The organism is Enterobacter sp. MGH120, from assembly GCF_001037725.1.
In the GTDB taxonomy this organism is placed as follows: Bacteria; Pseudomonadota; Gammaproteobacteria; order Enterobacterales; family Enterobacteriaceae; genus Enterobacter; species Enterobacter hormaechei_C.
Genome location: NZ_KQ089940.1, coordinates 843,606 through 864,477 on the forward strand (window position 1 = coordinate 843,606; position 20,872 = coordinate 864,477).

The 20,872-nt window shown below is 50.7% G+C and carries 37 protein-coding genes; 35 read left to right on the forward strand and 2 right to left on the reverse strand.

The window, feature by feature from the left end:
• Window positions 1-29 precede the first annotated feature (29 nt).
• Complete coding sequence (gene slyD / locus SK54_RS03890) at window positions 30-620, forward strand: peptidylprolyl isomerase (protein ID WP_003861691.1); 591 nt, start codon at window positions 30-32, stop codon at window positions 618-620.
• A gap of 51 nt (window positions 621-671) precedes the next feature.
• Here the strand turns inward: slyD and SK54_RS03895 are convergent, their stop codons facing one another.
• Window positions 672-890, reverse strand: coding sequence for a protein SlyX (locus SK54_RS03895; RefSeq protein WP_003861693.1), 219 nt, complete (start codon window positions 888-890; stop codon window positions 672-674).
• 238 nt (window positions 891-1,128) lie between these two features.
• On the opposite strand from SK54_RS03895, the gene fkpA reads away from it, so the two are divergent.
• From fkpA to bfr, 11 genes are all read left to right on the forward strand, one after another.
• On the forward strand, window positions 1,129-1,947 hold the full coding sequence (gene fkpA, locus SK54_RS03900; protein WP_003861695.1) for an FKBP-type peptidyl-prolyl cis-trans isomerase: 819 nt from the start codon (window positions 1,129-1,131) through the stop codon (window positions 1,945-1,947).
• Window positions 1,948-2,114: 167 nt separating this feature from the next.
• Window positions 2,115-2,837 (forward strand): helix-turn-helix transcriptional regulator, encoded by a 723-nt coding sequence (locus SK54_RS03905; protein WP_003861697.1) that lies wholly within the window; start codon window positions 2,115-2,117, stop codon window positions 2,835-2,837.
• Window positions 2,837-3,223 (forward strand): sulfurtransferase complex subunit TusD, encoded by a 387-nt coding sequence (gene tusD / locus SK54_RS03910; protein WP_048246781.1) that lies wholly within the window; start codon window positions 2,837-2,839, stop codon window positions 3,221-3,223. Before SK54_RS03905 ends, tusD begins: the two co-directional genes overlap by 1 nt.
• Complete coding sequence (gene tusC / locus SK54_RS03915; protein ID WP_032649699.1) at window positions 3,223-3,582, forward strand: sulfurtransferase complex subunit TusC; 360 nt, start codon at window positions 3,223-3,225, stop codon at window positions 3,580-3,582. Before tusD ends, tusC begins: the two co-directional genes overlap by 1 nt.
• Window positions 3,583-3,589: 7 nt before the next feature.
• Entirely contained in the window at window positions 3,590-3,877 is a 288-nt protein-coding gene (gene tusB / locus SK54_RS03920; RefSeq protein WP_015571409.1) for a sulfurtransferase complex subunit TusB, read from the forward strand.
• A 124-nt stretch (window positions 3,878-4,001) separates the two neighbouring features.
• Complete coding sequence (rpsL, locus tag SK54_RS03925) at window positions 4,002-4,376, forward strand: 30S ribosomal protein S12 (RefSeq protein ID WP_000246815.1); 375 nt, start codon at window positions 4,002-4,004, stop codon at window positions 4,374-4,376.
• Window positions 4,377-4,472: 96 nt separating this feature from the next.
• On the forward strand, window positions 4,473-4,943 hold the full coding sequence (gene rpsG, locus SK54_RS03930; RefSeq protein ID WP_003861706.1) for a 30S ribosomal protein S7: 471 nt from the start codon (window positions 4,473-4,475) through the stop codon (window positions 4,941-4,943).
• Between the two features lie 96 nt (window positions 4,944-5,039).
• Complete coding sequence (gene fusA / locus SK54_RS03935; protein ID WP_006812195.1) at window positions 5,040-7,154, forward strand: elongation factor G; 2,115 nt, start codon at window positions 5,040-5,042, stop codon at window positions 7,152-7,154.
• A 69-nt stretch (window positions 7,155-7,223) separates the two neighbouring features.
• On the forward strand, window positions 7,224-8,408 hold the full coding sequence (gene tuf / locus SK54_RS03940) for an elongation factor Tu (protein ID WP_017693880.1): 1,185 nt from the start codon (window positions 7,224-7,226) through the stop codon (window positions 8,406-8,408).
• Between the two features lie 178 nt (window positions 8,409-8,586).
• Entirely contained in the window at window positions 8,587-8,781 is a 195-nt protein-coding gene (bfd, locus tag SK54_RS03945) for a bacterioferritin-associated ferredoxin (RefSeq protein WP_003863268.1), read from the forward strand.
• Window positions 8,782-8,853: 72 nt separating this feature from the next.
• A complete protein-coding gene (gene bfr, locus SK54_RS03950; RefSeq protein ID WP_003863270.1) occupies window positions 8,854-9,330 on the forward strand; it encodes a bacterioferritin in 477 nt (158 codons plus the stop codon).
• On the opposite strand, the gene SK54_RS03955 is transcribed toward bfr, so the two are convergent.
• Window positions 9,314-9,787, reverse strand: coding sequence for a prepilin peptidase (locus SK54_RS03955; protein WP_017383731.1), 474 nt, complete (start codon window positions 9,785-9,787; stop codon window positions 9,314-9,316). The genes bfr and SK54_RS03955 overlap by 17 nt on opposite strands.
• A 380-nt stretch (window positions 9,788-10,167) precedes the next feature.
• Between SK54_RS03955 and rpsJ the strand changes: the two genes are divergently transcribed.
• The 23 genes from rpsJ (at window position 10,168) to rpmJ (ending at window position 20,819) form a co-directional block, all read left to right on the forward strand.
• Window positions 10,168-10,479 carry a 30S ribosomal protein S10 gene (gene rpsJ, locus SK54_RS03960; RefSeq protein ID WP_001181005.1) on the forward strand — a complete coding sequence of 104 codons (312 nt, stop codon included), beginning with the start codon at window positions 10,168-10,170 and terminating at the stop codon, window positions 10,477-10,479.
• Between the two features lie 32 nt (window positions 10,480-10,511).
• Window positions 10,512-11,141, forward strand: a complete 630-nt coding sequence (gene rplC, locus SK54_RS03965) for a 50S ribosomal protein L3 (protein WP_003863274.1) — start codon at window positions 10,512-10,514, stop codon at window positions 11,139-11,141.
• Between the two features lie 10 nt (window positions 11,142-11,151).
• Window positions 11,152-11,757 (forward strand): 50S ribosomal protein L4, encoded by a 606-nt coding sequence (gene rplD / locus SK54_RS03970; protein ID WP_000424395.1) that lies wholly within the window; start codon window positions 11,152-11,154, stop codon window positions 11,755-11,757.
• On the forward strand, window positions 11,754-12,056 hold the full coding sequence (gene rplW, locus SK54_RS03975) for a 50S ribosomal protein L23 (RefSeq protein ID WP_000617546.1): 303 nt from the start codon (window positions 11,754-11,756) through the stop codon (window positions 12,054-12,056). Before rplD ends, rplW begins: the two co-directional genes overlap by 4 nt.
• Window positions 12,057-12,073: 17 nt before the next feature.
• Window positions 12,074-12,895 (forward strand): 50S ribosomal protein L2, encoded by an 822-nt coding sequence (rplB, locus tag SK54_RS03980; RefSeq protein WP_000301859.1) that lies wholly within the window; start codon window positions 12,074-12,076, stop codon window positions 12,893-12,895.
• Window positions 12,896-12,911: 16 nt separating this feature from the next.
• Window positions 12,912-13,190, forward strand: coding sequence for a 30S ribosomal protein S19 (gene rpsS / locus SK54_RS03985; RefSeq protein WP_001138117.1), 279 nt, complete (start codon window positions 12,912-12,914; stop codon window positions 13,188-13,190).
• A gap of 14 nt (window positions 13,191-13,204) precedes the next feature.
• On the forward strand, window positions 13,205-13,537 hold the full coding sequence (rplV, locus tag SK54_RS03990; RefSeq protein ID WP_002919773.1) for a 50S ribosomal protein L22: 333 nt from the start codon (window positions 13,205-13,207) through the stop codon (window positions 13,535-13,537).
• Between the two features lie 17 nt (window positions 13,538-13,554).
• Window positions 13,555-14,256: a 30S ribosomal protein S3 gene (rpsC, locus tag SK54_RS03995; protein ID WP_000529945.1), complete on the forward strand. Its 702-nt coding sequence runs from the start codon at window positions 13,555-13,557 to the stop codon at window positions 14,254-14,256.
• Window positions 14,257-14,268: 12 nt separating this feature from the next.
• The gene (gene rplP, locus SK54_RS04000; protein ID WP_002919759.1) at window positions 14,269-14,679 is read left to right on the forward strand and encodes a 50S ribosomal protein L16; all 411 of its coding nucleotides are present in this window, start codon (window positions 14,269-14,271) and stop codon (window positions 14,677-14,679) included.
• Window positions 14,679-14,870 carry a 50S ribosomal protein L29 gene (gene rpmC, locus SK54_RS04005; protein ID WP_003863282.1) on the forward strand — a complete coding sequence of 64 codons (192 nt, stop codon included), beginning with the start codon at window positions 14,679-14,681 and terminating at the stop codon, window positions 14,868-14,870. The genes rplP and rpmC overlap by 1 nt, the downstream gene beginning before the upstream one ends.
• Window positions 14,870-15,124: a 30S ribosomal protein S17 gene (gene rpsQ, locus SK54_RS04010; RefSeq protein ID WP_002438707.1), complete on the forward strand. Its 255-nt coding sequence runs from the start codon at window positions 14,870-14,872 to the stop codon at window positions 15,122-15,124. The genes rpmC and rpsQ overlap by 1 nt, the downstream gene beginning before the upstream one ends.
• Before the next feature lie 166 nt (window positions 15,125-15,290).
• Window positions 15,291-15,662: a 50S ribosomal protein L14 gene (gene rplN / locus SK54_RS04015; RefSeq protein WP_002919748.1), complete on the forward strand. Its 372-nt coding sequence runs from the start codon at window positions 15,291-15,293 to the stop codon at window positions 15,660-15,662.
• 10 nt (window positions 15,663-15,672) lie between these two features.
• Window positions 15,673-15,987, forward strand: coding sequence for a 50S ribosomal protein L24 (gene rplX / locus SK54_RS04020; protein ID WP_003863287.1), 315 nt, complete (start codon window positions 15,673-15,675; stop codon window positions 15,985-15,987).
• A 14-nt stretch (window positions 15,988-16,001) separates the two neighbouring features.
• Window positions 16,002-16,541: a 50S ribosomal protein L5 gene (rplE, locus tag SK54_RS04025; RefSeq protein WP_003863290.1), complete on the forward strand. Its 540-nt coding sequence runs from the start codon at window positions 16,002-16,004 to the stop codon at window positions 16,539-16,541.
• Between the two features lie 14 nt (window positions 16,542-16,555).
• Window positions 16,556-16,861 carry a 30S ribosomal protein S14 gene (gene rpsN, locus SK54_RS04030; protein WP_003863291.1) on the forward strand — a complete coding sequence of 102 codons (306 nt, stop codon included), beginning with the start codon at window positions 16,556-16,558 and terminating at the stop codon, window positions 16,859-16,861.
• A gap of 30 nt (window positions 16,862-16,891) precedes the next feature.
• Window positions 16,892-17,284: a 30S ribosomal protein S8 gene (gene rpsH, locus SK54_RS04035; RefSeq protein WP_006178918.1), complete on the forward strand. Its 393-nt coding sequence runs from the start codon at window positions 16,892-16,894 to the stop codon at window positions 17,282-17,284.
• A gap of 12 nt (window positions 17,285-17,296) precedes the next feature.
• Window positions 17,297-17,830 (forward strand): 50S ribosomal protein L6, encoded by a 534-nt coding sequence (gene rplF, locus SK54_RS04040; RefSeq protein ID WP_006178917.1) that lies wholly within the window; start codon window positions 17,297-17,299, stop codon window positions 17,828-17,830.
• 9 nt (window positions 17,831-17,839) lie between these two features.
• Window positions 17,840-18,193 (forward strand): 50S ribosomal protein L18, encoded by a 354-nt coding sequence (gene rplR, locus SK54_RS04045; protein WP_003863297.1) that lies wholly within the window; start codon window positions 17,840-17,842, stop codon window positions 18,191-18,193.
• Window positions 18,194-18,207: 14 nt separating this feature from the next.
• On the forward strand, window positions 18,208-18,708 hold the full coding sequence (gene rpsE / locus SK54_RS04050; protein ID WP_003863299.1) for a 30S ribosomal protein S5: 501 nt from the start codon (window positions 18,208-18,210) through the stop codon (window positions 18,706-18,708).
• A 6-nt stretch (window positions 18,709-18,714) separates the two neighbouring features.
• Window positions 18,715-18,894 carry a 50S ribosomal protein L30 gene (rpmD, locus tag SK54_RS04055; RefSeq protein ID WP_003863301.1) on the forward strand — a complete coding sequence of 60 codons (180 nt, stop codon included), beginning with the start codon at window positions 18,715-18,717 and terminating at the stop codon, window positions 18,892-18,894.
• 3 nt (window positions 18,895-18,897) lie between these two features.
• Window positions 18,898-19,332 carry a 50S ribosomal protein L15 gene (gene rplO, locus SK54_RS04060; protein WP_003863304.1) on the forward strand — a complete coding sequence of 145 codons (435 nt, stop codon included), beginning with the start codon at window positions 18,898-18,900 and terminating at the stop codon, window positions 19,330-19,332.
• A gap of 7 nt (window positions 19,333-19,339) precedes the next feature.
• The gene (gene secY, locus SK54_RS04065; protein WP_003863305.1) at window positions 19,340-20,671 is read left to right on the forward strand and encodes a preprotein translocase subunit SecY; all 1,332 of its coding nucleotides are present in this window, start codon (window positions 19,340-19,342) and stop codon (window positions 20,669-20,671) included.
• 31 nt (window positions 20,672-20,702) lie between these two features.
• Window positions 20,703-20,819, forward strand: coding sequence for a 50S ribosomal protein L36 (gene rpmJ / locus SK54_RS04070; RefSeq protein WP_000868187.1), 117 nt, complete (start codon window positions 20,703-20,705; stop codon window positions 20,817-20,819).
• Window positions 20,820-20,872 lie beyond the last annotated feature (53 nt).

The following is a 20,872-nucleotide window of genomic DNA, read 5'->3' on the forward strand; positions in this document are numbered from 1 at the left end:
CAGCAATTTTCCCACGCTCAGGAGATATCATGAAAGTAGCAAAAGACCTGGTGGTCAGCCTGGCCTATCAGGTACGTACAGAAGACGGTGTGTTGGTTGATGAGTCTCCGGTGAGTGCGCCGCTGGACTACCTGCATGGTCACGGTTCCCTGATTTCCGGCCTGGAAACGGCGCTGGAAGGCCATGAAGTTGGCGACAAATTCGACGTTGCTGTAGGCGCGAACGACGCTTACGGTCAGTATGATGACAACCTGGTTCAGCGCGTTCCTAAAGACGTATTCATGGGCGTCGACGAGTTGCAGGTTGGCATGCGCTTCCTGGCGGAAACTGACCAGGGTCCGGTTCCGGTTGAAATCACTGAAGTTGAAGACGACCACGTTGTGGTTGACGGCAACCACATGCTGGCGGGTCAGAACCTGAAGTTCAACGTAGAAGTTGTTGCGATCCGTGAAGCGACCGAAGAAGAGCTGGCTCATGGCCACGTTCACGGTGCGCACGGTCACGATCATGACCACGATCACGGCCACGATGGCTGCTGTGGTGGTCACGGCCACGACCATGGTCATGACCACGGCCACGGTAAAGGTGGTTGCGGTAACGGCGGCTGCGGTTGCCACTGATTCCGTACTCCGGAAAATAAAAAAGCGGGATAATCCCGCTTTTTTTACGCCTCAATAATGAGGTGGTGGCGTCTCTTCTGACTGAGAGGCAATGTTTGACGGCTGCGTGGCCTTCAGCTTTTCCGTCAGCAGGCGCATGTGATCGCGCAGTTTTGCCATTTCAAGCTCATGGGCCGTCACGGTCTGATTCAGTTCTTCGATGGTGATGTCCTGAAAAGCCAGGCGGCTTTCCAGCTCAGCCAGTCTCGCTTCGATCGTTGTATCCTTCATCATTCACCTCGTTTATCTCTCATTCGCCATAATGGACCAGCGGCGGCGAAGTTTAGCTGACTTTTTCCTTAAGTACAGTATCCATCTCCCTGACAAGAAACTTATTTAAACAAAAATAGTCTGAAAAGAAGCGACATTCGGGGGAGTCTGTCTGTAGATTTCTTCCGCAACGTTTTATAGTACGTCACTCATTTACGTTTAACACTGGGGTGAGAGACCTCAGGTCCTGGAGATATGGATGAAATCACTGTTTAAAGTTACGCTGCTGGCGACCACTATGGCTGTAGCGCTCAATGCGCCGCTGTCTTTCGCTGCTGATACTGCTGCGAAGCCTGCTGCGACTACAGACAGCAAAGCGGCATTCAAAAATGACGACCAGAAATCCGCCTACGCACTTGGCGCGTCTCTGGGTCGTTACATGGAAAACTCTCTGAAAGAACAAGAGAAACTGGGCATCAAACTGGACAAAAACCAGCTGATCGCAGGGGTTCAGGATGCGTTCGCAGACAAGAGCAAACTGTCTGACCAGGAAATCGAGCAGACTCTGCAAGCGTTTGAAGCGCGCGTGAAAGGCGCCGCTCAGACCAAGATGGAAGCAGACGCTAAAGATAACGAAGCGAAAGGCAAAGCCTACCGCGACAAGTTCGCTAAAGAGAAAGGCGTTAAAACGTCTTCTACTGGCCTGATCTATAAAGTTGAGAAAGAAGGTACCGGCGACGCGCCTAAAGACAGCGACACCGTTGTGGTGAACTACAAAGGTACGCTGATCGACGGTAAAGAGTTCGATAACTCTTATACCCGCGGTGAGCCTCTCTCCTTCCGTCTGGATGGTGTGATCCCGGGCTGGACCGAAGGCCTGAAGAACATCAAGAAAGGCGGTAAAATCAAGCTGGTCATCCCACCGGATCTGGCTTACGGCAAAACCGGCGTTCCGGGTATCCCGGCTAACTCCACGCTGGTATTTGATGTAGAACTGCTGGACATCAAACCGGCGCCGAAAGCGGATGCGAAAACAGACGCACCGGCTGACGACAAAGCCGCAGCAGCTAAGAAGTAATGCTGAAAAAAACCGCCGCCTTTACAGGCGGCGGTTTTTTTATTGTGGGGCAGATATAATTAACACTGGAAAGCGTTATACACGCTGTATTAATTTAGTTGTCCGTGTAGATAATGAGCCTGCCCTGAAAACCTAACGACAGGCTCCTGAAAAGGAGTGTTTTTTTCATGTCCAGGTCGCTTTTAACCAACGAAACCAGTGAACTTGATTTGCTGGATCAACGTCCATTTGACCAGACCGACTTCGATATTCTGAAATCCTACGAAGCGGTAGTGGACGGGTTAGCGATGCTCATTGGTTCCCACTGCGAAATCGTATTGCATTCCCTGCAAGATCTTAAGTGTTCCGCTATCCGCATTGCGAATGGTGAGCACACTGGCCGTAAAATTGGTTCGCCAATAACCGACCTTGCATTGCGTATGTTGCATGACATGACCGGCGCGGACAGCAGCGTCTCAAAATGCTATTTCACCCGCGCCAAAAGTGGCGTGCTGATGAAATCAGAAACGATCGCGATTCGAAATCGCGAACACCGGGTAATCGGTTTGCTGTGCATCAACATGAACCTTGATGTGCCATTCTCGCAAATCATGAGCACCTTCATCCCGCCCGAAACGCCGGACGTGGGCTCATCGGTGAACTTTGCTTCTTCGGTTGAGGATCTCGTGACCCAGACGCTGGAGTTCACCATTGAAGAGGTGAATGCCGATCGCAACGTATCCAACAACGCCAAGAATCGTCAGATCGTCCTGAACCTCTATGAGAAAGGGATTTTTGATATCAAAGATGCCATCAACCAGGTGGCCGATCGCCTGAATATCTCCAAACACACGGTTTACCTCTATATTCGCCAGTTCAAAAGCGGCGACTTCCTGGGACAAGACAAGTAATGCGTTTTGCGTTAATGGTGACGGGCCCGGCGTACGGTACCCAGCAGGCCAGCAGCGCGCTACAGTTTGCCCATGCGCTGCTTGATGCCGGTCATGAACTGGCAAGCGTCTTCTTTTATCGCGAAGGCGTATATAACGCGAACCAGTTTACGTCTCCGGCGAGCGATGAGTTTGACCTCGTGCGCGCCTGGCAAAAATTAAACGAAACGCAGGGCGTTGACCTGCATATCTGCGTCGCGGCGGCACTGCGTCGCGGCGTGACGGATGTGACCGAAGCCGAACGCCTTGGTCTGGCGGGGGCTAACCTGCAACCGGGCTTTTCGCTCAGCGGACTGGGTGCCTTGGCACAGGCGGCGTTGTCCTGCGACAGAGTGGTGCAATTTTGATGAAGCGCGTAGCGTTTGTTTTTACTTCTGCGCCGCATGGCAGCGCTTCAGGCCGGGAAGGGCTGGATGCATTGCTCGCGACATCGGCTTTAACCGAAGATATCGGCGTCTTCTTTTTAGGCGATGGCGTATTCCAGCTTCTGGCAGGCCAACAACCGCAGGCCATTCTTGCGCGCGACTACATTGCGACCTTTAAAGTTCTGCCGCTCTATGACATTGAAACCTTCTATGTGTGCGCCGACTCGCTGGCCGCGCGTGGGTTAAACGAGAAAACACCGTTCGTGCTGGACGTGACGATCCTGACATCTGCTGCGCTGCGCGAACAACTCTCTCACTACAATACCGTTCTGACTTTCTGAGGCTGTCATGCTCCATACCCTGAGCCGTTCACCGTGGCAATGCGATATCGACACGTTACTGAGCATGCTGCGCGAAGGTGATGATCTGCTGCTGATTCAGGATGGCGTGCTTGCGGCGCTTGAAGGCAGCCGTTTTGTTGAAATCCTCGCTAATGCCCCCATAACAGTCTCTGCGCTGAAAGAGGATCTGGATGCGCGGGGTCTTTCTGGTCAAATTTCAGCCAAAATTGACGTGGTTGGCTATACTGATTTCGTCAATCTTACTGTGACGCACGCCAGTCAAATGAACTGGTGATTTGAGATCGCTGTATATTTCTTGACACCTTTTCGACGTAGCCCTAAAATTTCGCGTCCTCATATTGTATGAGGTCGTTTTATTACGTGTTTACGAAGCAAAAGCTAAAACCAGGAGCTATTTAATGGCAACAGTTAACCAGCTGGTACGCAAACCACGTGCACGCAAAGTTGCAAAAAGCAACGTGCCTGCGCTGGAAGCCTGCCCGCAGAAACGTGGCGTATGTACTCGTGTATATACCACCACTCCTAAAAAACCAAACTCCGCACTGCGTAAAGTATGCCGTGTGCGTTTGACTAACGGTTTCGAAGTGACTTCCTACATCGGTGGTGAAGGTCACAACCTTCAGGAGCACTCCGTGATCCTGATCCGTGGCGGTCGTGTTAAAGACCTTCCGGGTGTTCGTTACCACACCGTTCGTGGTGCGCTGGACTGCTCAGGTGTTAAAGACCGTAAGCAGGCTCGCTCCAAGTACGGCGTGAAGCGTCCTAAGGCTTAATGGTTCTCCGTTAAGTAAGGCCAAACTGATTTATCTTAATGTCAAACTAAACTCGTAGAGTTTTGGACAATCCTGAATTAACAACGGAGTAATCCCATGCCACGTCGTCGCGTCATTGGTCAGCGTAAAATTCTTCCAGATCCGAAATTCGGATCAGAACTGCTGGCAAAATTTGTAAATATCCTGATGGTAGATGGTAAAAAATCTACCGCAGAAGCAATCGTATACAGCGCGCTGGAGACCCTGGCTCAGCGTTCTGGTAAAAATGAACTGGAAGCCTTCGAAGTCGCTCTCGACAACGTGCGCCCGACTGTAGAAGTTAAGTCTCGCCGCGTTGGTGGTTCTACTTATCAGGTTCCAGTTGAAGTTCGTCCGGTTCGTCGTAATGCTCTGGCAATGCGTTGGATCGTTGAAGCTGCTCGTAAACGCGGTGATAAATCCATGGCTCTGCGTCTGGCGAACGAACTTTCTGATGCTGCGGAAAACAAAGGTACCGCAGTTAAGAAACGTGAAGACGTTCACCGTATGGCAGAAGCCAACAAGGCGTTCGCACACTACCGTTGGTAATCCCTTCGGAGTCGTAGTCACCAGGCGGGCGCTTCAGAGAAGCCGCCCGCTCTGGGTAACTTAACTGAACGCCTAAAGATATAAACGAGGAATCAAATGGCTCGTACAACACCCATCGCACGCTACCGTAACATCGGTATCAGTGCGCACATCGACGCCGGTAAAACCACTACTACCGAACGTATTCTGTTCTACACCGGTGTAAACCATAAAATCGGTGAAGTTCATGACGGCGCAGCCACCATGGACTGGATGGAACAGGAGCAGGAGCGTGGTATTACTATCACCTCCGCAGCGACTACTGCATTCTGGTCAGGTATGGCTAAGCAGTACGAACCGCATCGCGTAAACATCATCGACACCCCAGGGCACGTTGACTTCACCATCGAAGTAGAACGTTCCATGCGTGTTCTTGACGGCGCGGTAATGGTTTATTGCGCAGTTGGTGGTGTTCAGCCACAGTCTGAAACCGTATGGCGTCAGGCAAACAAATATAAAGTTCCACGCATCGCGTTCGTTAACAAAATGGACCGTATGGGTGCTAACTTCCTGAAAGTTGTTGGCCAGATCAAAACCCGTCTGGGCGCGAACCCTGTTCCGCTTCAGCTGGCAATTGGTGCTGAAGAAGGTTTCACCGGCGTTATCGACCTGGTGAAAATGAAAGCCATCAACTGGAACGAAGCAGATGCGGGCGTTACCTTCGAATACGAAGATATCCCGGCAGAGATGCAGGACCTGGCTGACGAATGGCACCAGAACCTGATCGAATCCGCAGCAGAAGCTTCTGAAGAGCTGATGGAGAAATACCTGGGTGGTGAAGAACTGTCTGAGCAAGAGATCAAATCTGCTCTGCGTCAGCGCGTTCTGAACAACGAAATCATCCTGGTAACCTGTGGTTCTGCGTTCAAGAACAAAGGTGTTCAGGCGATGCTGGATGCGGTAGTTGACTACCTGCCATCCCCGGTTGACGTTCCTGCGATCAACGGCATCCTGGACGACGGTAAAGATACTCCGGCTGAGCGTCACGCAAGTGATGACGAGCCGTTCTCTGCACTGGCGTTCAAAATTGCTACCGACCCATTCGTAGGTAACCTGACCTTCTTCCGCGTTTACTCTGGTGTGGTTAACTCCGGTGACACCATCCTGAACTCCGTGAAAGCGGCGCGTGAACGTTTTGGCCGTATCGTACAGATGCACGCTAACAAACGTGAAGAGATCAAAGAAGTTCGTGCGGGCGACATCGCTGCTGCTATCGGTCTGAAAGACGTGACCACTGGTGACACCCTGTGTGACCCGGATCACCCGATCATTCTGGAGCGTATGGAATTCCCTGAGCCGGTAATCTCCATCGCAGTTGAACCAAAAACCAAAGCTGACCAGGAAAAAATGGGTCTGGCTCTGGGCCGTCTGGCGAAAGAAGACCCATCATTCCGCGTATGGACTGATGAAGAATCTAACCAGACCATCATCGCTGGTATGGGTGAACTGCACCTGGACATCATCGTTGACCGTATGAAGCGTGAATTCAACGTTGAAGCGAACGTGGGTAAACCTCAGGTTGCTTACCGCGAAGCGATTCGCGCGAAAGTTACCGATGTTGAAGGTAAACACGCTAAGCAGTCTGGTGGTCGCGGTCAGTACGGTCACGTTGTGATCGACATGTACCCACTGGAGCCGGGCTCTAACCCTAAAGGTTACGAGTTCATCAATGACATCAAAGGTGGTGTAATTCCTGGCGAATACATCCCTGCCGTTGATAAAGGCATCCAGGAGCAGCTGAAAGCTGGTCCTCTGGCTGGTTACCCGGTTGTAGACATGGGTGTTCGTCTGCACTTCGGTTCTTACCACGACGTTGACTCCTCTGAACTGGCGTTTAAACTGGCTGCGTCTATTGCCTTTAAAGAAGGCTTTAAGAAAGCAAAACCAGTTCTGCTTGAGCCGATCATGAAGGTTGAAGTAGAAACTCCTGAAGAGAACACCGGTGACGTTATCGGTGACTTGAGCCGTCGTCGCGGTATGCTGCGTGGTCAGGAATCCGAAGTAACTGGCGTTAAGATCCACGCTGAAGTTCCGCTGTCTGAAATGTTCGGATATGCGACTCAGCTGCGTTCTCTGACCAAAGGTCGTGCATCATACACTATGGAATTCCTGAAGTATGATGATGCGCCGAACAACGTTGCTCAGGCCGTTATCGAAGCCCGTGGTAAGTAATCCACAGGATTAAAACCTAAGTCCCGTGCTCTCTCCGAAGGGGAGAGCACTATAGTAAGGAATATAGCCGTGTCTAAAGAAAAATTTGAACGTACAAAACCGCACGTCAACGTTGGTACTATCGGCCACGTTGACCATGGTAAAACTACCCTGACTGCTGCAATCACTACCGTACTGGCTAAAACCTACGGCGGTGCTGCTCGTGCTTTCGACCAGATCGATAACGCACCAGAAGAAAAAGCTCGTGGTATCACCATCAACACCTCTCACGTTGAGTATGACACCCCGACTCGCCACTACGCACACGTAGACTGCCCAGGCCACGCCGACTATGTTAAAAACATGATCACCGGTGCTGCGCAGATGGACGGCGCGATCCTGGTTGTTGCTGCGACTGACGGCCCTATGCCTCAGACTCGTGAGCACATCCTGCTGGGTCGTCAGGTAGGCGTTCCTTTCATCATCGTGTTCCTGAACAAATGTGACATGGTTGATGACGAAGAGCTGCTGGAACTGGTAGAGATGGAAGTTCGTGAACTGCTGTCTCAGTACGATTTCCCAGGCGACGACACTCCAATCGTTCGTGGTTCCGCGCTGAAAGCGCTGGAAGGCGAAGCAGAGTGGGAAGAGAAAATCATCGAACTGGCTGGCTACCTGGATTCTTACATCCCAGAACCAGAGCGTGCGATTGACAAGCCATTCCTGCTGCCAATCGAAGACGTATTCTCCATCTCCGGTCGTGGTACCGTTGTTACCGGTCGTGTAGAGCGCGGTATCATCAAAGTTGGTGAAGAAGTTGAAATCGTTGGTATCAAAGAGACTGCGAAGTCTACCTGTACTGGCGTTGAAATGTTCCGCAAACTGCTGGACGAAGGCCGTGCTGGTGAGAACGTTGGTGTTCTGCTGCGTGGTATCAAACGTGAAGAAATCGAACGTGGTCAGGTTCTGGCGAAGCCAGGCTCAATCAAGCCACACACCAAGTTCGAATCTGAAGTGTACATTCTGTCCAAAGACGAAGGCGGCCGTCATACTCCGTTCTTCAAAGGCTACCGTCCACAGTTCTACTTCCGTACAACTGACGTGACCGGTACCATCGAACTGCCAGAAGGCGTAGAGATGGTAATGCCAGGCGACAACATCAAGATGGTTGTGACGCTGATCCACCCAATCGCGATGGACGACGGTCTGCGTTTCGCAATCCGTGAAGGCGGCCGTACCGTTGGCGCGGGCGTTGTTGCTAAAGTTCTGGGCTAATTAATTATCCCTGAAATAAAAAGGACGCTCCGGCGTCCTTTTTTGTTTTCTGCCGTTGGGGCATTGTCATAAAAATTCGCATTTTTTGCTTTCTCCCGCCACGTATTCCGACGCCCGCGCTATTGTAATCATAACCATTCTCACTTACACTTTGCGCATATTTTGAACGGGAGTCTTTATGTACGTTTGTTTATGTAATGGTGTAAGCGACAAAAAAATTCGTCAGGCCGTTCGCCAGTTTCAACCACAATCTTTCCAGCAGCTTCGCAAGTTTGTTCCGGTGGGAAATCAATGCGGTAAATGCGTTCGCGCAGCGCGTGAGATCATGCAGGACGAACTGATGCAGATCCCGGAATTCAAAGAGATCGCGTAAGCCTCTATCTTTTTTTTGACATCCCCGTAGCCCGATCTACGCTTCAATGAGTGGAAGCGGAGGGACTATATAATGAAAGGTGATGTTAAAATCATAAGTTATCTCAATAAATTATTGGGAAATGAGCTTGTCGCAATCAATCAGTATTTTCTCCATGCAAGAATGTTTAAAAACTGGGGACTGACTCGCCTCAACGATGTTGAATACCATGAGTCCATTGATGAAATGAAACACGCCGATAAATACATTGAGCGTATTTTATTCCTCGAAGGCATTCCTAACCTACAGGATCTCGGAAAACTGGGCATCGGAGAAGATGTCGAAGAGATGCTGCGTTCTGATCTCCGGCTGGAGCTGGAGGGTGCAAAAGATCTGCGTGAAGCCATTGCCTATGCGGACAGCGTACATGACTACGTCAGCCGCGATATGATGATCCAGATCCTGGCCGATGAAGAAGGGCACATCGACTGGCTTGAGACCGAACTGGATCTCATTAGCAAAATTGGCCTACAGAACTACCTTCAGTCTCAGATCAAAGTGGAAAGTTAATCAGGCTTTCCCAGCCAACGCATAAACCCGCTGCCGCCAGAAATGGCCCAAAAGGCAGTGGGTTTTTTAATGCCTGCTTATCAGGGGTAAACAACGAGAAAGCAACCAGATACAGCAGAGCCATTAACGCGGCCACTAATGCCAGTATTGGTAGTACACACCAGCCATGCCATGCCCCCAGCGCCGCCAGATATTTTATGTCGCCATATCCCATCCCTTCACGTCGGCAGATGAGCCGGTATCCCCAATAGATAATGGCGAATCCGGCATATCCTGTCATCGCACCCACTACCGCGCTCGGCAAAAAATCAGGATGGAGACAAAGCTGGTAGAGCAGGCCCGTCCATAGCAGCGGGCAAAGAAATTTATCGGGAAGAAGCCCCGTGCGGATATCGGTGCGAACAAGCAAGGCCGATAACGCAAAATAGATCAACAGAAAGGGGAGGGACAGTAGCATAGCGAGAGCCTCAAAATGGTTTGAGCGCATACTCGTAATAATCTGCATGCCCGGCAATGTGTAAAAACAGCAATTGCGTAGCGGCTTCATACAAAGAGTTGAGAAGGGATACTTTGCATAAAAAATTGCGCGGCCTTACGTATAGTACGTCTTTGGCGCTTAATTTCTAAACGGCACTTGCGTCTTTCTCTGATTTACGTATAATGCGCGGGCTTGTCGTAATTGACGGCGGGTTCAATCTGAACCAGAGTAGCTCACTTTGTTACTCAACAATGCTCCCAATTGGGGAGCTACGTAAGAACGGTTACACTCTCCCATCAATCGTAATGGGTTTGAGGAGTAATCATTTTCGTTTATAAAATAATTGGAGCTCTGGTCTCATGCAGAACCAAAGAATCCGTATCCGCCTTAAAGCGTTTGATCATCGTCTGATCGATCAATCAACCGCGGAAATCGTCGAGACTGCTAAGCGCACTGGTGCGCAAGTCCGTGGTCCGATCCCGCTGCCGACCCGCAAAGAGCGCTTTACCGTTCTGATCTCTCCGCACGTTAACAAAGATGCGCGTGATCAGTACGAAATCCGCACTCACAAGCGTCTGGTTGACATCGTTGAGCCAACTGAGAAAACCGTTGATGCTCTGATGCGTCTGGATCTGGCTGCCGGTGTAGACGTGCAGATCAGCCTGGGTTAATCAGGTCATCGAGCGATTGAGAGGTTGAAACAATGATTGGTTTAGTCGGTAAAAAAGTGGGTATGACCCGCATCTTCACTGAAGATGGCGTTTCTATCCCAGTAACCGTAATCGAAGTTGAAGCAAACCGCGTTACTCAGGTTAAAGATCTGGCTAACGATGGCTACCGCGCTATTCAGGTTACCACTGGTGCTAAAAAAGCTAACCGTGTAACCAAACCAGAAGCGGGTCACTTCGCTAAAGCTGGCGTTGAAGCTGGCCGTGGTCTGTGGGAATTCCGTCTTGCTGAAGGCGAAGAGTTCACCGTAGGTCAGGACATTAGCGTTGAGCTGTTTGCTGACGTTAAAAAAGTTGACGTAACCGGTACCTCTAAAGGTAAAGGTTTTGCTGGTACCGTTAAGCGCTGGAACTTCCGTACCCAGGACGCTACTCACGGTAACTCCTTGTCTCACCGCGTTCCGGGTTCTATCGGTCAGAACCAGACTCCGGGCAAAGTGTTCAAAGGCAAGAAAATGGCAGGTCAGCTGGGCAACGAACGTGTAACCGTTCAGAGCCTGGACGTAGTACGTGTTGACGCTGAGCGCAACCTGCTGCTGGTTAAAGGTGCGGTCCCGGGTGCAACCGGTAGCGACCTGATCGTTAAACCAGCTGTGAAGGCGTAAGGGGATAGCAATGGAATTAGTATTGAAAGACGCGCAGAGCGCGCTGACTGTTTCCGAAACTACCTTCGGTCGTGATTTCAACGAAGCGCTGGTTCACCAGGTTGTTGTTGCTTATGCAGCTGGTGCTCGTCAGGGTACTCGTGCTCAGAAGACTCGTGCTGAAGTAACTGGTTCAGGCAAAAAGCCATGGCGCCAGAAAGGTACCGGCCGTGCGCGTTCAGGTTCTATCAAGAGCCCGATCTGGCGTTCAGGTGGCGTGACCTTCGCTGCGCGTCCACAGGACCACAGTCAAAAAGTTAACAAAAAGATGTACCGCGGCGCGCTGAAAAGCATTCTGTCCGAACTGGTACGTCAGGATCGTCTGATCGTTGTCGAGAAGTTCTCTGTTGAAGCGCCTAAAACTAAGCTGCTGGCACAGAAACTGAAAGACATGGCTCTGGAAGATGTGCTGATCATCACCGGTGAGCTGGACGAGAACCTGTTCCTGGCCGCGCGTAACCTGCACAAGGTTGACGTACGCGACGCGACTGGTATCGACCCGGTTAGCCTGATCGCCTTCGACAAAGTCGTAATGACTGCTGATGCTGTTAAGCAAGTTGAGGAGATGCTGGCATGATTCGTGAAGAACGTCTGCTGAAGGTGCTGCGCGCACCGCACGTTTCTGAAAAAGCGTCTACTGCGATGGAAAAAACAAACACCATCGTTCTCAAAGTTGCTAAAGACGCGACCAAAGCAGAGATCAAAGCTGCTGTGCAGAAACTGTTTGAAGTCGAAGTCGAAGTCGTTAACACCCTGGTAGTTAAAGGGAAAGTTAAACGTCACGGACAGCGTATCGGTCGTCGTAGCGACTGGAAAAAAGCTTACGTCACCCTGAAAGAAGGCCAGAACCTGGACTTCGTTGGCGGCGCTGAGTAAGTCGGAGGAGTAATACAATGGCAGTTGTTAAATGTAAACCGACATCTCCGGGTCGTCGCCACGTAGTTAAAGTGGTTAACCCTGAGCTGCACAAGGGCAAACCTTTTGCTCCGTTGCTGGAAAAAAACAGCAAATCCGGTGGTCGTAACAACAATGGCCGTATCACCACTCGTCACATCGGTGGTGGCCACAAGCAGGCTTATCGTATTGTTGACTTCAAACGCAACAAAGACGGTATCCCAGCAGTTGTTGAGCGTCTTGAGTACGATCCGAACCGTTCCGCGAACATCGCGCTGGTTCTGTACAAAGATGGCGAACGCCGTTACATCCTGGCCCCTAAAGGCCTGAAAGCTGGCGACCAGATTCAGTCTGGCGTTGATGCTGCAATCAAAGCAGGCAACACCCTGCCGATGCGCAATATCCCGGTTGGTTCTACCGTTCATAACGTAGAAATGAAACCAGGTAAAGGCGGTCAGCTGGCGCGTTCCGCGGGTACTTACGTTCAGATCGTTGCGCGTGACGGTGCTTATGTCACCCTGCGTCTGCGTTCTGGTGAAATGCGTAAAGTCGAAGCAGACTGCCGCGCTACTCTGGGCGAAGTTGGCAATGCTGAGCATATGCTGCGCGTTCTGGGTAAAGCTGGTGCTGCACGCTGGCGTGGTGTTCGTCCTACCGTTCGCGGTACTGCGATGAACCCAGTCGACCACCCACATGGTGGTGGTGAAGGTCGTAACTTTGGTAAGCACCCGGTAACTCCGTGGGGCGTTCAGACCAAAGGTAAGAAGACCCGCAGCAACAAGCGTACTGATAAATTTATCGTACGTCGCCGTAGCAAATAATTTTAGAGGATAAGCCATGCCACGTTCTCTCAAGAAAGGTCCTTTTATTGACCTGCACTTGCTGAAGAAGGTAGAGAAAGCGGTGGAAAGCGGAGACAAGAAGCCCCTGCGCACTTGGTCCCGTCGTTCAACGATCTTTCCTAACATGATCGGTTTGACCATCGCTGTCCATAATGGTCGTCAGCACGTTCCAGTCTTTGTTACCGACGAAATGGTTGGTCACAAACTGGGTGAATTCGCACCGACTCGTACTTATCGCGGCCACGCTGCTGATAAAAAAGCGAAGAAGAAATAAGGTAGGAGGAAGAGATGGAAACTTTAGCTCAACATCGCCATGCTCGTTCTTCTGCACAGAAGGTTCGCCTTGTTGCTGACCTGATTCGCGGTAAGAAAGTGTCGCAGGCCCTGGACATCCTGACCTATACCAACAAGAAAGCTGCGGTATTGGTCAAGAAAGTACTGGAATCTGCCATTGCTAACGCTGAACACAACGATGGCGCTGACATCGACGATCTGAAAGTCGCGAAAATTTTCGTAGATGAAGGCCCAAGCATGAAGCGCATTATGCCGCGTGCGAAAGGTCGTGCAGATCGCATCCTGAAGCGCACCAGCCACATTACTGTGGTTGTGTCCGATCGCTGAGACTCTGGAGACTAGCAATGGGTCAGAAAGTACATCCTAATGGTATTCGCCTGGGTATTGTAAAACCATGGAACTCTACCTGGTTTGCGAACACCAAAGAATTCGCTGACAACCTGGACAGCGATTTTAAAGTACGTCAGTACCTGACTAAGGAACTGGCTAAAGCGTCTGTATCTCGTATCGTTATCGAGCGTCCAGCTAAGAGCATCCGTGTGACTATTCACACTGCTCGCCCTGGCATCGTTATCGGTAAGAAAGGCGAAGACGTAGAAAAACTGCGCAAGGTCGTAGCGGATATCGCTGGCGTTCCTGCACAGATCAATATCGCTGAAGTTCGTAAGCCTGAACTGGACGCTAAATTGGTTGCTGACAGCATCACTTCTCAGCTGGAACGTCGCGTTATGTTCCGTCGTGCTATGAAGCGTGCTGTACAGAACGCAATGCGTCTGGGCGCTAAAGGTATCAAAGTTGAAGTTAGCGGCCGTCTGGGCGGCGCGGAAATCGCACGTACCGAATGGTACCGCGAAGGTCGCGTACCGCTGCACACTCTGCGTGCTGACATCGACTACAACACCTCTGAAGCGCACACCACTTACGGTGTAATCGGCGTTAAGGTATGGATCTTCAAAGGTGAGATCCTGGGTGGTATGGCTGCTGTTGAACAACCGGAAAAACCGGCTGCTCAACCTAAAAAGCAGCAGCGTAAAGGCCGTAAATAAGGAGCGTCGCTGATGTTACAACCAAAGCGTACAAAATTCCGTAAAGTGCACAAAGGCCGCAACCGTGGTCTGGCGCAGGGTACGGATGTTAGCTTCGGCACTTTCGGTCTGAAAGCTGTTGGCCGTGGTCGTCTGACTGCACGTCAGATCGAAGCAGCACGTCGTGCAATGACCCGTGCAGTTAAGCGTCAAGGTAAGATCTGGATCCGTGTATTCCCGGACAAACCGATCACCGAGAAGCCACTGGAAGTTCGTATGGGTAAAGGTAAAGGTAACGTGGAGTACTGGGTTGCCTTGATCCAACCGGGCAAAGTCCTTTATGAAATGGACGGTGTTCCGGAAGAGCTGGCCCGTGAAGCCTTCGGCCTGGCAGCAGCGAAACTGCCTATCAAAACCACCTTTGTAACTAAGACGGTGATGTAATGAAAGCAAAAGAGCTGCGTGAAAAAAGCGTTGAAGAGCTGAACGCTGAGCTGCTGAACCTGCTGCGTGAGCAGTTCAACCTGCGTATGCAGGCTGCAAGTGGCCAGCTGCAACAGACTCACCTGCTGAAGCAAGTGCGTCGCAATGTTGCGCGCGTTAAGACTTTACTGACTCAGAAGGCGGGTGCGTAATGACCGATAAAATCCGTACTCTGCAAGGTCGTGTTGTTAGCGATAAAATGGAGAAATCCATTGTTGTAGCTATCGAACGTTTTGTGAAACACCCGATCTACGGTAAATTCATCAAGCGTACGACCAAACTGCACGTACATGACGAGAACAACGAATGTGGTATCGGCGACAAGGTGGAAATCCGTGAATGCCGTCCACTGTCCAAGACTAAGTCCTGGACGCTGGTTCGCGTTGTAGAGAAAGCGGTTCTGTAATAGAGTACGCATTCTCAATACGAATAAACGGCTCAGCGATGAGCCGTTTATTTTTTCTACCCATATTGCAGAAGCGGTGTTATAATGCCGCGCCCTCGATATGGGGCTTTTTAACGGCTCTGATTTTAGAGTCTCAGGTAGTAGTTGACATTAGCGGAGCACTAAAATGATCCAAGAACAGACTATGCTGAACGTCGCCGACAACTCCGGTGCACGTCGCGTAATGTGTATCAAGGTTCTGGGTGGCTCGCACCGTCGCTACGCAGGCGTAGGCGACATCATCAAGATCACCATCAAGGAAGCAATTCCACGTGGTAAGGTCAAAAAAGGTGATGTGCTGAAGGCGGTAGTGGTGCGCACCAAGAAGGGTGTTCGTCGCCCTGACGGTTCTGTCATTCGCTTCGATGGTAATGCATGCGTTATTTTAAACAATAACAGCGAGCAGCCTATCGGCACGCGTATCTTTGGGCCGGTAACTCGTGAACTTCGTACTGAGAAGTTCATGAAAATTATCTCTCTGGCACCAGAAGTACTCTAAGGAGCGAATCATGGCAGCGAAAATCCGTCGTGATGACGAAGTTATCGTGTTAACCGGTAAAGATAAAGGTAAACGCGGTAAAGTAAAAAATGTTCTGTCTTCCGGCAAACTTGTCGTTGAAGGTATTAACCTGGTTAAGAAACATCAGAAGCCGGTTCCGGCCCTGAACCAACCAGGCGGCATCGTTGAAAAAGAAGCTGCTATTCAGGTTTCTAACGTTGCAATCTTCAATGCGGCTACCGGCAAGGCTGACCGTGTAGGCTTTAGATTCGAAGACGGTAAAAAAGTCCGTTTCTTCAAATCTAACAGCGAAACTATCAAGTAATTTGGAGTAGTACGATGGCGAAACTGCATGATTACTACAAAGACGAAGTAGTTAACAAACTCATGACTGAGTTTAACTACAATTCTGTCATGCAAGTCCCTCGGGTCGAGAAGATCACCCTGAACATGGGTGTTGGTGAAGCGATCGCTGACAAGAAACTGCTGGATAACGCAGCAGCTGACCTGACAGCAATCTCCGGTCAAAAACCGCTGATCACCAAAGCACGCAAATCTGTTGCAGGCTTCAAAATCCGTCAGGGCTATCCGATCGGCTGTAAAGTAACTCTGCGTGGCGAACGCATGTGGGAGTTCCTTGAGCGCCTGATCACTATTGCTGTTCCACGTATCCGTGACTTCCGTGGCTTGTCCGCTAAGTCTTTCGACGGTCGTGGTAACTACAGCATGGGTGTCCGTGAGCAGATCATCTTCCCAGAAATCGACTACGATAAAGTCGACCGCGTGCGTGGTTTGGATATTACCATTACCACTACTGCGAAATCTGATGAAGAAGGCCGTGCTCTGCTGGCTGCCTTTGACTTCCCGTTCCGCAAGTAAGGTAGGGTTACTGAATGGCTAAGCAATCAATGAAAGCACGCGAAGTAAAGCGCGTAGCTTTAGCTGATAAATTCTTCGCTAAACGCGCTGAACTGAAAGCGATCATTTCTGATGTGAACGCTTCCGACGAAGATCGTTGGAATGCGGTTCTCAAGCTGCAGTCTCTGCCGCGTGATTCCAGCCCGTCTCGTCAGCGTAACCGCTGTCGTCAAACAGGTCGTCCACATGGTTATGTGGGCAAGTTTGGGTTGAGCCGTATCAAACTGCGTGAAGCCGCCATGCGCGGTGAAGTGCCAGGCTTGAAAAAGGCTAGCTGGTAATTACCAATTGAATCACGGGAGTAAAGACAGATGAGCATGCAAGATCCGATCGCGGATATGCTGACCCGTATCCGTAACGGTCAGGCCGCGAACAAAGTTGCGGTCACCATGCCTTCCGCCAAGCTGAAAGTGGCAATTGCCAACGTGCTGAAGGAAGAAGGTTTTATCGAAGATTTTAAAGTTGAAGGCGACACCAAGCCGGAACTGGAACTTACTCTCAAGTATTTCCAGGGTAAAGCTGTTGTAGAAAGCATTCAGCGTGTCAGCCGCCCAGGCCTGCGCATCTATAAGAAAAAAGATGAGCTGCCAAAAGTAATGGCTGGTCTTGGTATCGCAGTTGTTTCTACCTCTAAAGGTGTTATGACTGATCGTGCAGCGCGCCAGGCTGGTCTTGGTGGCGAAATTATCTGCTACGTAGCCTAATCGGAGGAAAGAATGTCTCGTGTTGCTAAAGCACCGGTCGTTATTCCTGCCGGCGTTGATGTAAAAATCGACGGTCAGGTTATTACGATCAAAGGTAAAAACGGCGAGCTGACTCGTACCCTCAACAATGCTGTTGAAGTTAAACATGCAGATAACGCTCTGACCTTCGGTCCACGTGATGGTTTCGTGGATGGATGGGCTCAGGCTGGTACCGCGCGTGCCCTGCTGAACTCAATGGTTGTTGGTGTTACCGAAGGCTTCACTAAAAAGCTTCAGCTGGTTGGTGTAGGTTATCGTGCAGCTATCAAAGGGAATGCAGTAGGCCTGTCTCTGGGCTTCTCACACCCTGTTGAGCATCCGCTGCCGGCCGGTATCACTGCAGAATGCCCGACTCAGACTGAAATCGTGCTGAAAGGCGCTGATAAACAGCTGATCGGTCAGGTTGCAGCAGATCTGCGCGCCTACCGTCGTCCTGAGCCTTATAAAGGCAAGGGTGTTCGTTACGCCGACGAAGTCGTGCGTACCAAAGAGGCTAAGAAGAAGTAAGGTAACACTATGGATAAGAAATCTGCTCGTATCCGTCGTGCGACCCGCGCACGCCGCAAGCTCAAAGAGCTGGGTGCAACTCGCCTGGTGGTACATCGTACCCCGCGTCATATTTACGCACAGGTAATTGCACCGAACGGTTCTGAAGTTCTGGTAGCTGCTTCTACTGTAGAAAAAGCTATCTCAGAACAATTGAAGTATACCGGTAACAAAGACGCCGCAGCAGCTGTAGGTAAAGCTGTCGCTGAACGCGCTCTGGAAAAAGGCATCAGCAATGTTTCCTTTGACCGTTCCGGGTTCCAATATCATGGTCGTGTCCAGGCACTGGCAGATGCTGCCCGTGAAGCTGGCCTTCAGTTCTAAGGTAGAGGTGTAAGATGGCTCACATCGAAAAACAGGCTGGCGAACTGCAGGAAAAGCTGATCGCGGTAAACCGCGTATCTAAAACCGTTAAAGGTGGTCGTATTTTCTCCTTCACAGCTCTGACTGTAGTGGGTGATGGTAACGGTCGCGTTGGTTTTGGTTACGGTAAAGCGCGTGAAGTTCCAGCAGCGATCCAGAAAGCGATGGAAAAAGCCCGTCGCAATATGATTAACGTCGCGCTGAACAACGGTACCCTGCAACACCCAGTTAAAGGTGTTCACACGGGTTCTCGTGTATTCATGCAGCCAGCTTCCGAAGGTACCGGTATCATCGCCGGTGGTGCAATGCGCGCCGTTCTGGAAGTTGCTGGAGTTCATAACGTTCTGGCTAAAGCATATGGTTCCACCAACCCGATCAACGTGGTTCGTGCAACTATTGATGGCCTGGAAAATATGAATTCTCCAGAAATGGTCGCTGCCAAGCGTGGTAAATCCGTTGAAGAAATTCTGGGGTAATTGACCATGGCAAAGACTATTAAAATCACTCAAACCCGCAGTGCAATCGGTCGTCTGCCGAAACACAAGGCAACGCTGCTTGGCCTGGGTCTGCGTCGTATTGGTCATACCGTTGAGCGCGAGGATACTCCTGCTGTTCGTGGTATGGTCAACGCGGTTTACTTCATGGTTAAAGTTGAGGAGTAAGAGATGCGTTTAAATACTCTGTCTCCGGCCGAAGGCTCTAAAAAGGCGGGTAAACGCCTGGGTCGTGGTATCGGTTCTGGCCTCGGCAAAACCGGTGGTCGTGGTCACAAAGGTCAGAATTCTCGTTCTGGCGGTGGCGTACGTCGCGGTTTCGAGGGTGGCCAGATGCCACTGTACCGTCGTCTGCCGAAGTTCGGCTTCACCTCTCGCAAAGCAGCGATCACAGCGGAAATCCGTTTGTCTGACCTGGCGAAAGTTGAAGGCGGCGTTGTAGACCTGAACACGCTGAAAGCGGCTAACATTATCGGTATCCAGATCGAGTTCGCGAAAGTGATCCTGGCTGGTGAAGTTTCTACTCCGGTAACTGTTCGTGGCCTGCGTGTTACTAAAGGTGCTCGTGCTGCTATCGAAGCTGCTGGCGGTAAAATTGAGGAATAAGTAGCAGATGGCTAAGCAACCGGGATTAGATTTTCAAAGTGCCAAAGGTGGATTTGGCGAGCTGAAACGCAGACTGCTGTTTGTAATCGGCGCGCTGATTGTGTTCCGTATTGGCTCTTTTATTCCGATCCCTGGTATTGATGCCGCTGTACTTGCCAAACTGCTTGAGCAACAGCGAGGCACCATCATTGAAATGTTCAACATGTTCTCTGGTGGTGCTCTCAGCCGTGCTTCTATTTTCGCACTGGGTATTATGCCGTACATTTCGGCATCGATTATTATCCAGCTGCTGACGGTCGTTCATCCGGCCCTGGCAGAGTTGAAGAAAGAAGGGGAGTCTGGACGTCGTAAGATTAGCCAGTACACCCGTTACGGCACTCTGGTGCTGGCAATATTCCAGTCGATCGGTATTGCTACCGGTCTTCCGAATATGCCTGGTATGCAGGGCCTGGTATTAAACCCAGGCTTTGCATTCTATTTCACCGCTGTTGTAAGTCTGGTCACAGGGACCATGTTCCTGATGTGGCTCGGCGAACAGATTACTGAACGAGGTATCGGTAACGGTATCTCAATCATTATCTTCGCCGGTATCGTTGCGGGTCTCCCGCCGGCCATCGCCCATACTATCGAGCAAGCGCGTCAAGGCGACCTGCACTTCCTCCTGTTGCTGTTGGTTGCAGTATTAGTATTTGCAGTGACGTTCTTTGTTGTCTTCGTTGAACGTGGTCAACGCCGCATTGTGGTGAACTACGCTAAACGTCAGCAGGGTCGTCGTGTCTATGCTGCACAGAGCACACATTTACCGCTGAAAGTGAATATGGCGGGGGTTATCCCGGCTATCTTCGCTTCCAGTATTATTCTGTTCCCGGCAACCATCGCGTCATGGTTCGGGGGCGGTACTGGTTGGAACTGGCTGACAACAATTTCGCTGTATTTGCAGCCTGGGCAACCACTTTATGTGTTACTCTATGCGTCTGCGATCATCTTCTTCTGTTTCTTCTACACGGCGTTGGTCTTCAACCCGCGTGAAACAGCAGATAACCTGAAGAAGTCCGGTGCATTTGTACCAGGAATTCGTCCGGGAGAGCAAACGGCGAAGTATATCGATAAAGTAATGACTCGCCTGACTTTGGTTGGTGCGCTTTATATTACTTTTATCTGCCTGATCCCGGAGTTCATGCGTGATGCAATGAAAGTACCGTTCTACTTCGGTGGGACCTCACTGCTTATCGTTGTGGTCGTGATTATGGACTTTATGGCTCAAGTGCAAACTCTGATGATGTCCAGTCAGTATGAGTCTGCATTGAAGAAGGCGAACCTGAAAGGCTACGGCCGCTAACTGGTCGCCTGAGAAGTTACGGAGAGTAAAAATGAAAGTTCGTGCTTCCGTCAAGAAATTATGCCGTAACTGCAAAATCGTTAAGCGTGATGGTGTCATCCGTGTGATTTGCAGTGCCGAGCCGAAGCATAAACAGCGCCAAGGCTGATTATTTCGCATATTTTTCTTGCAAAGTTGGGTTGAGCTGGCTAGATTAGCCAG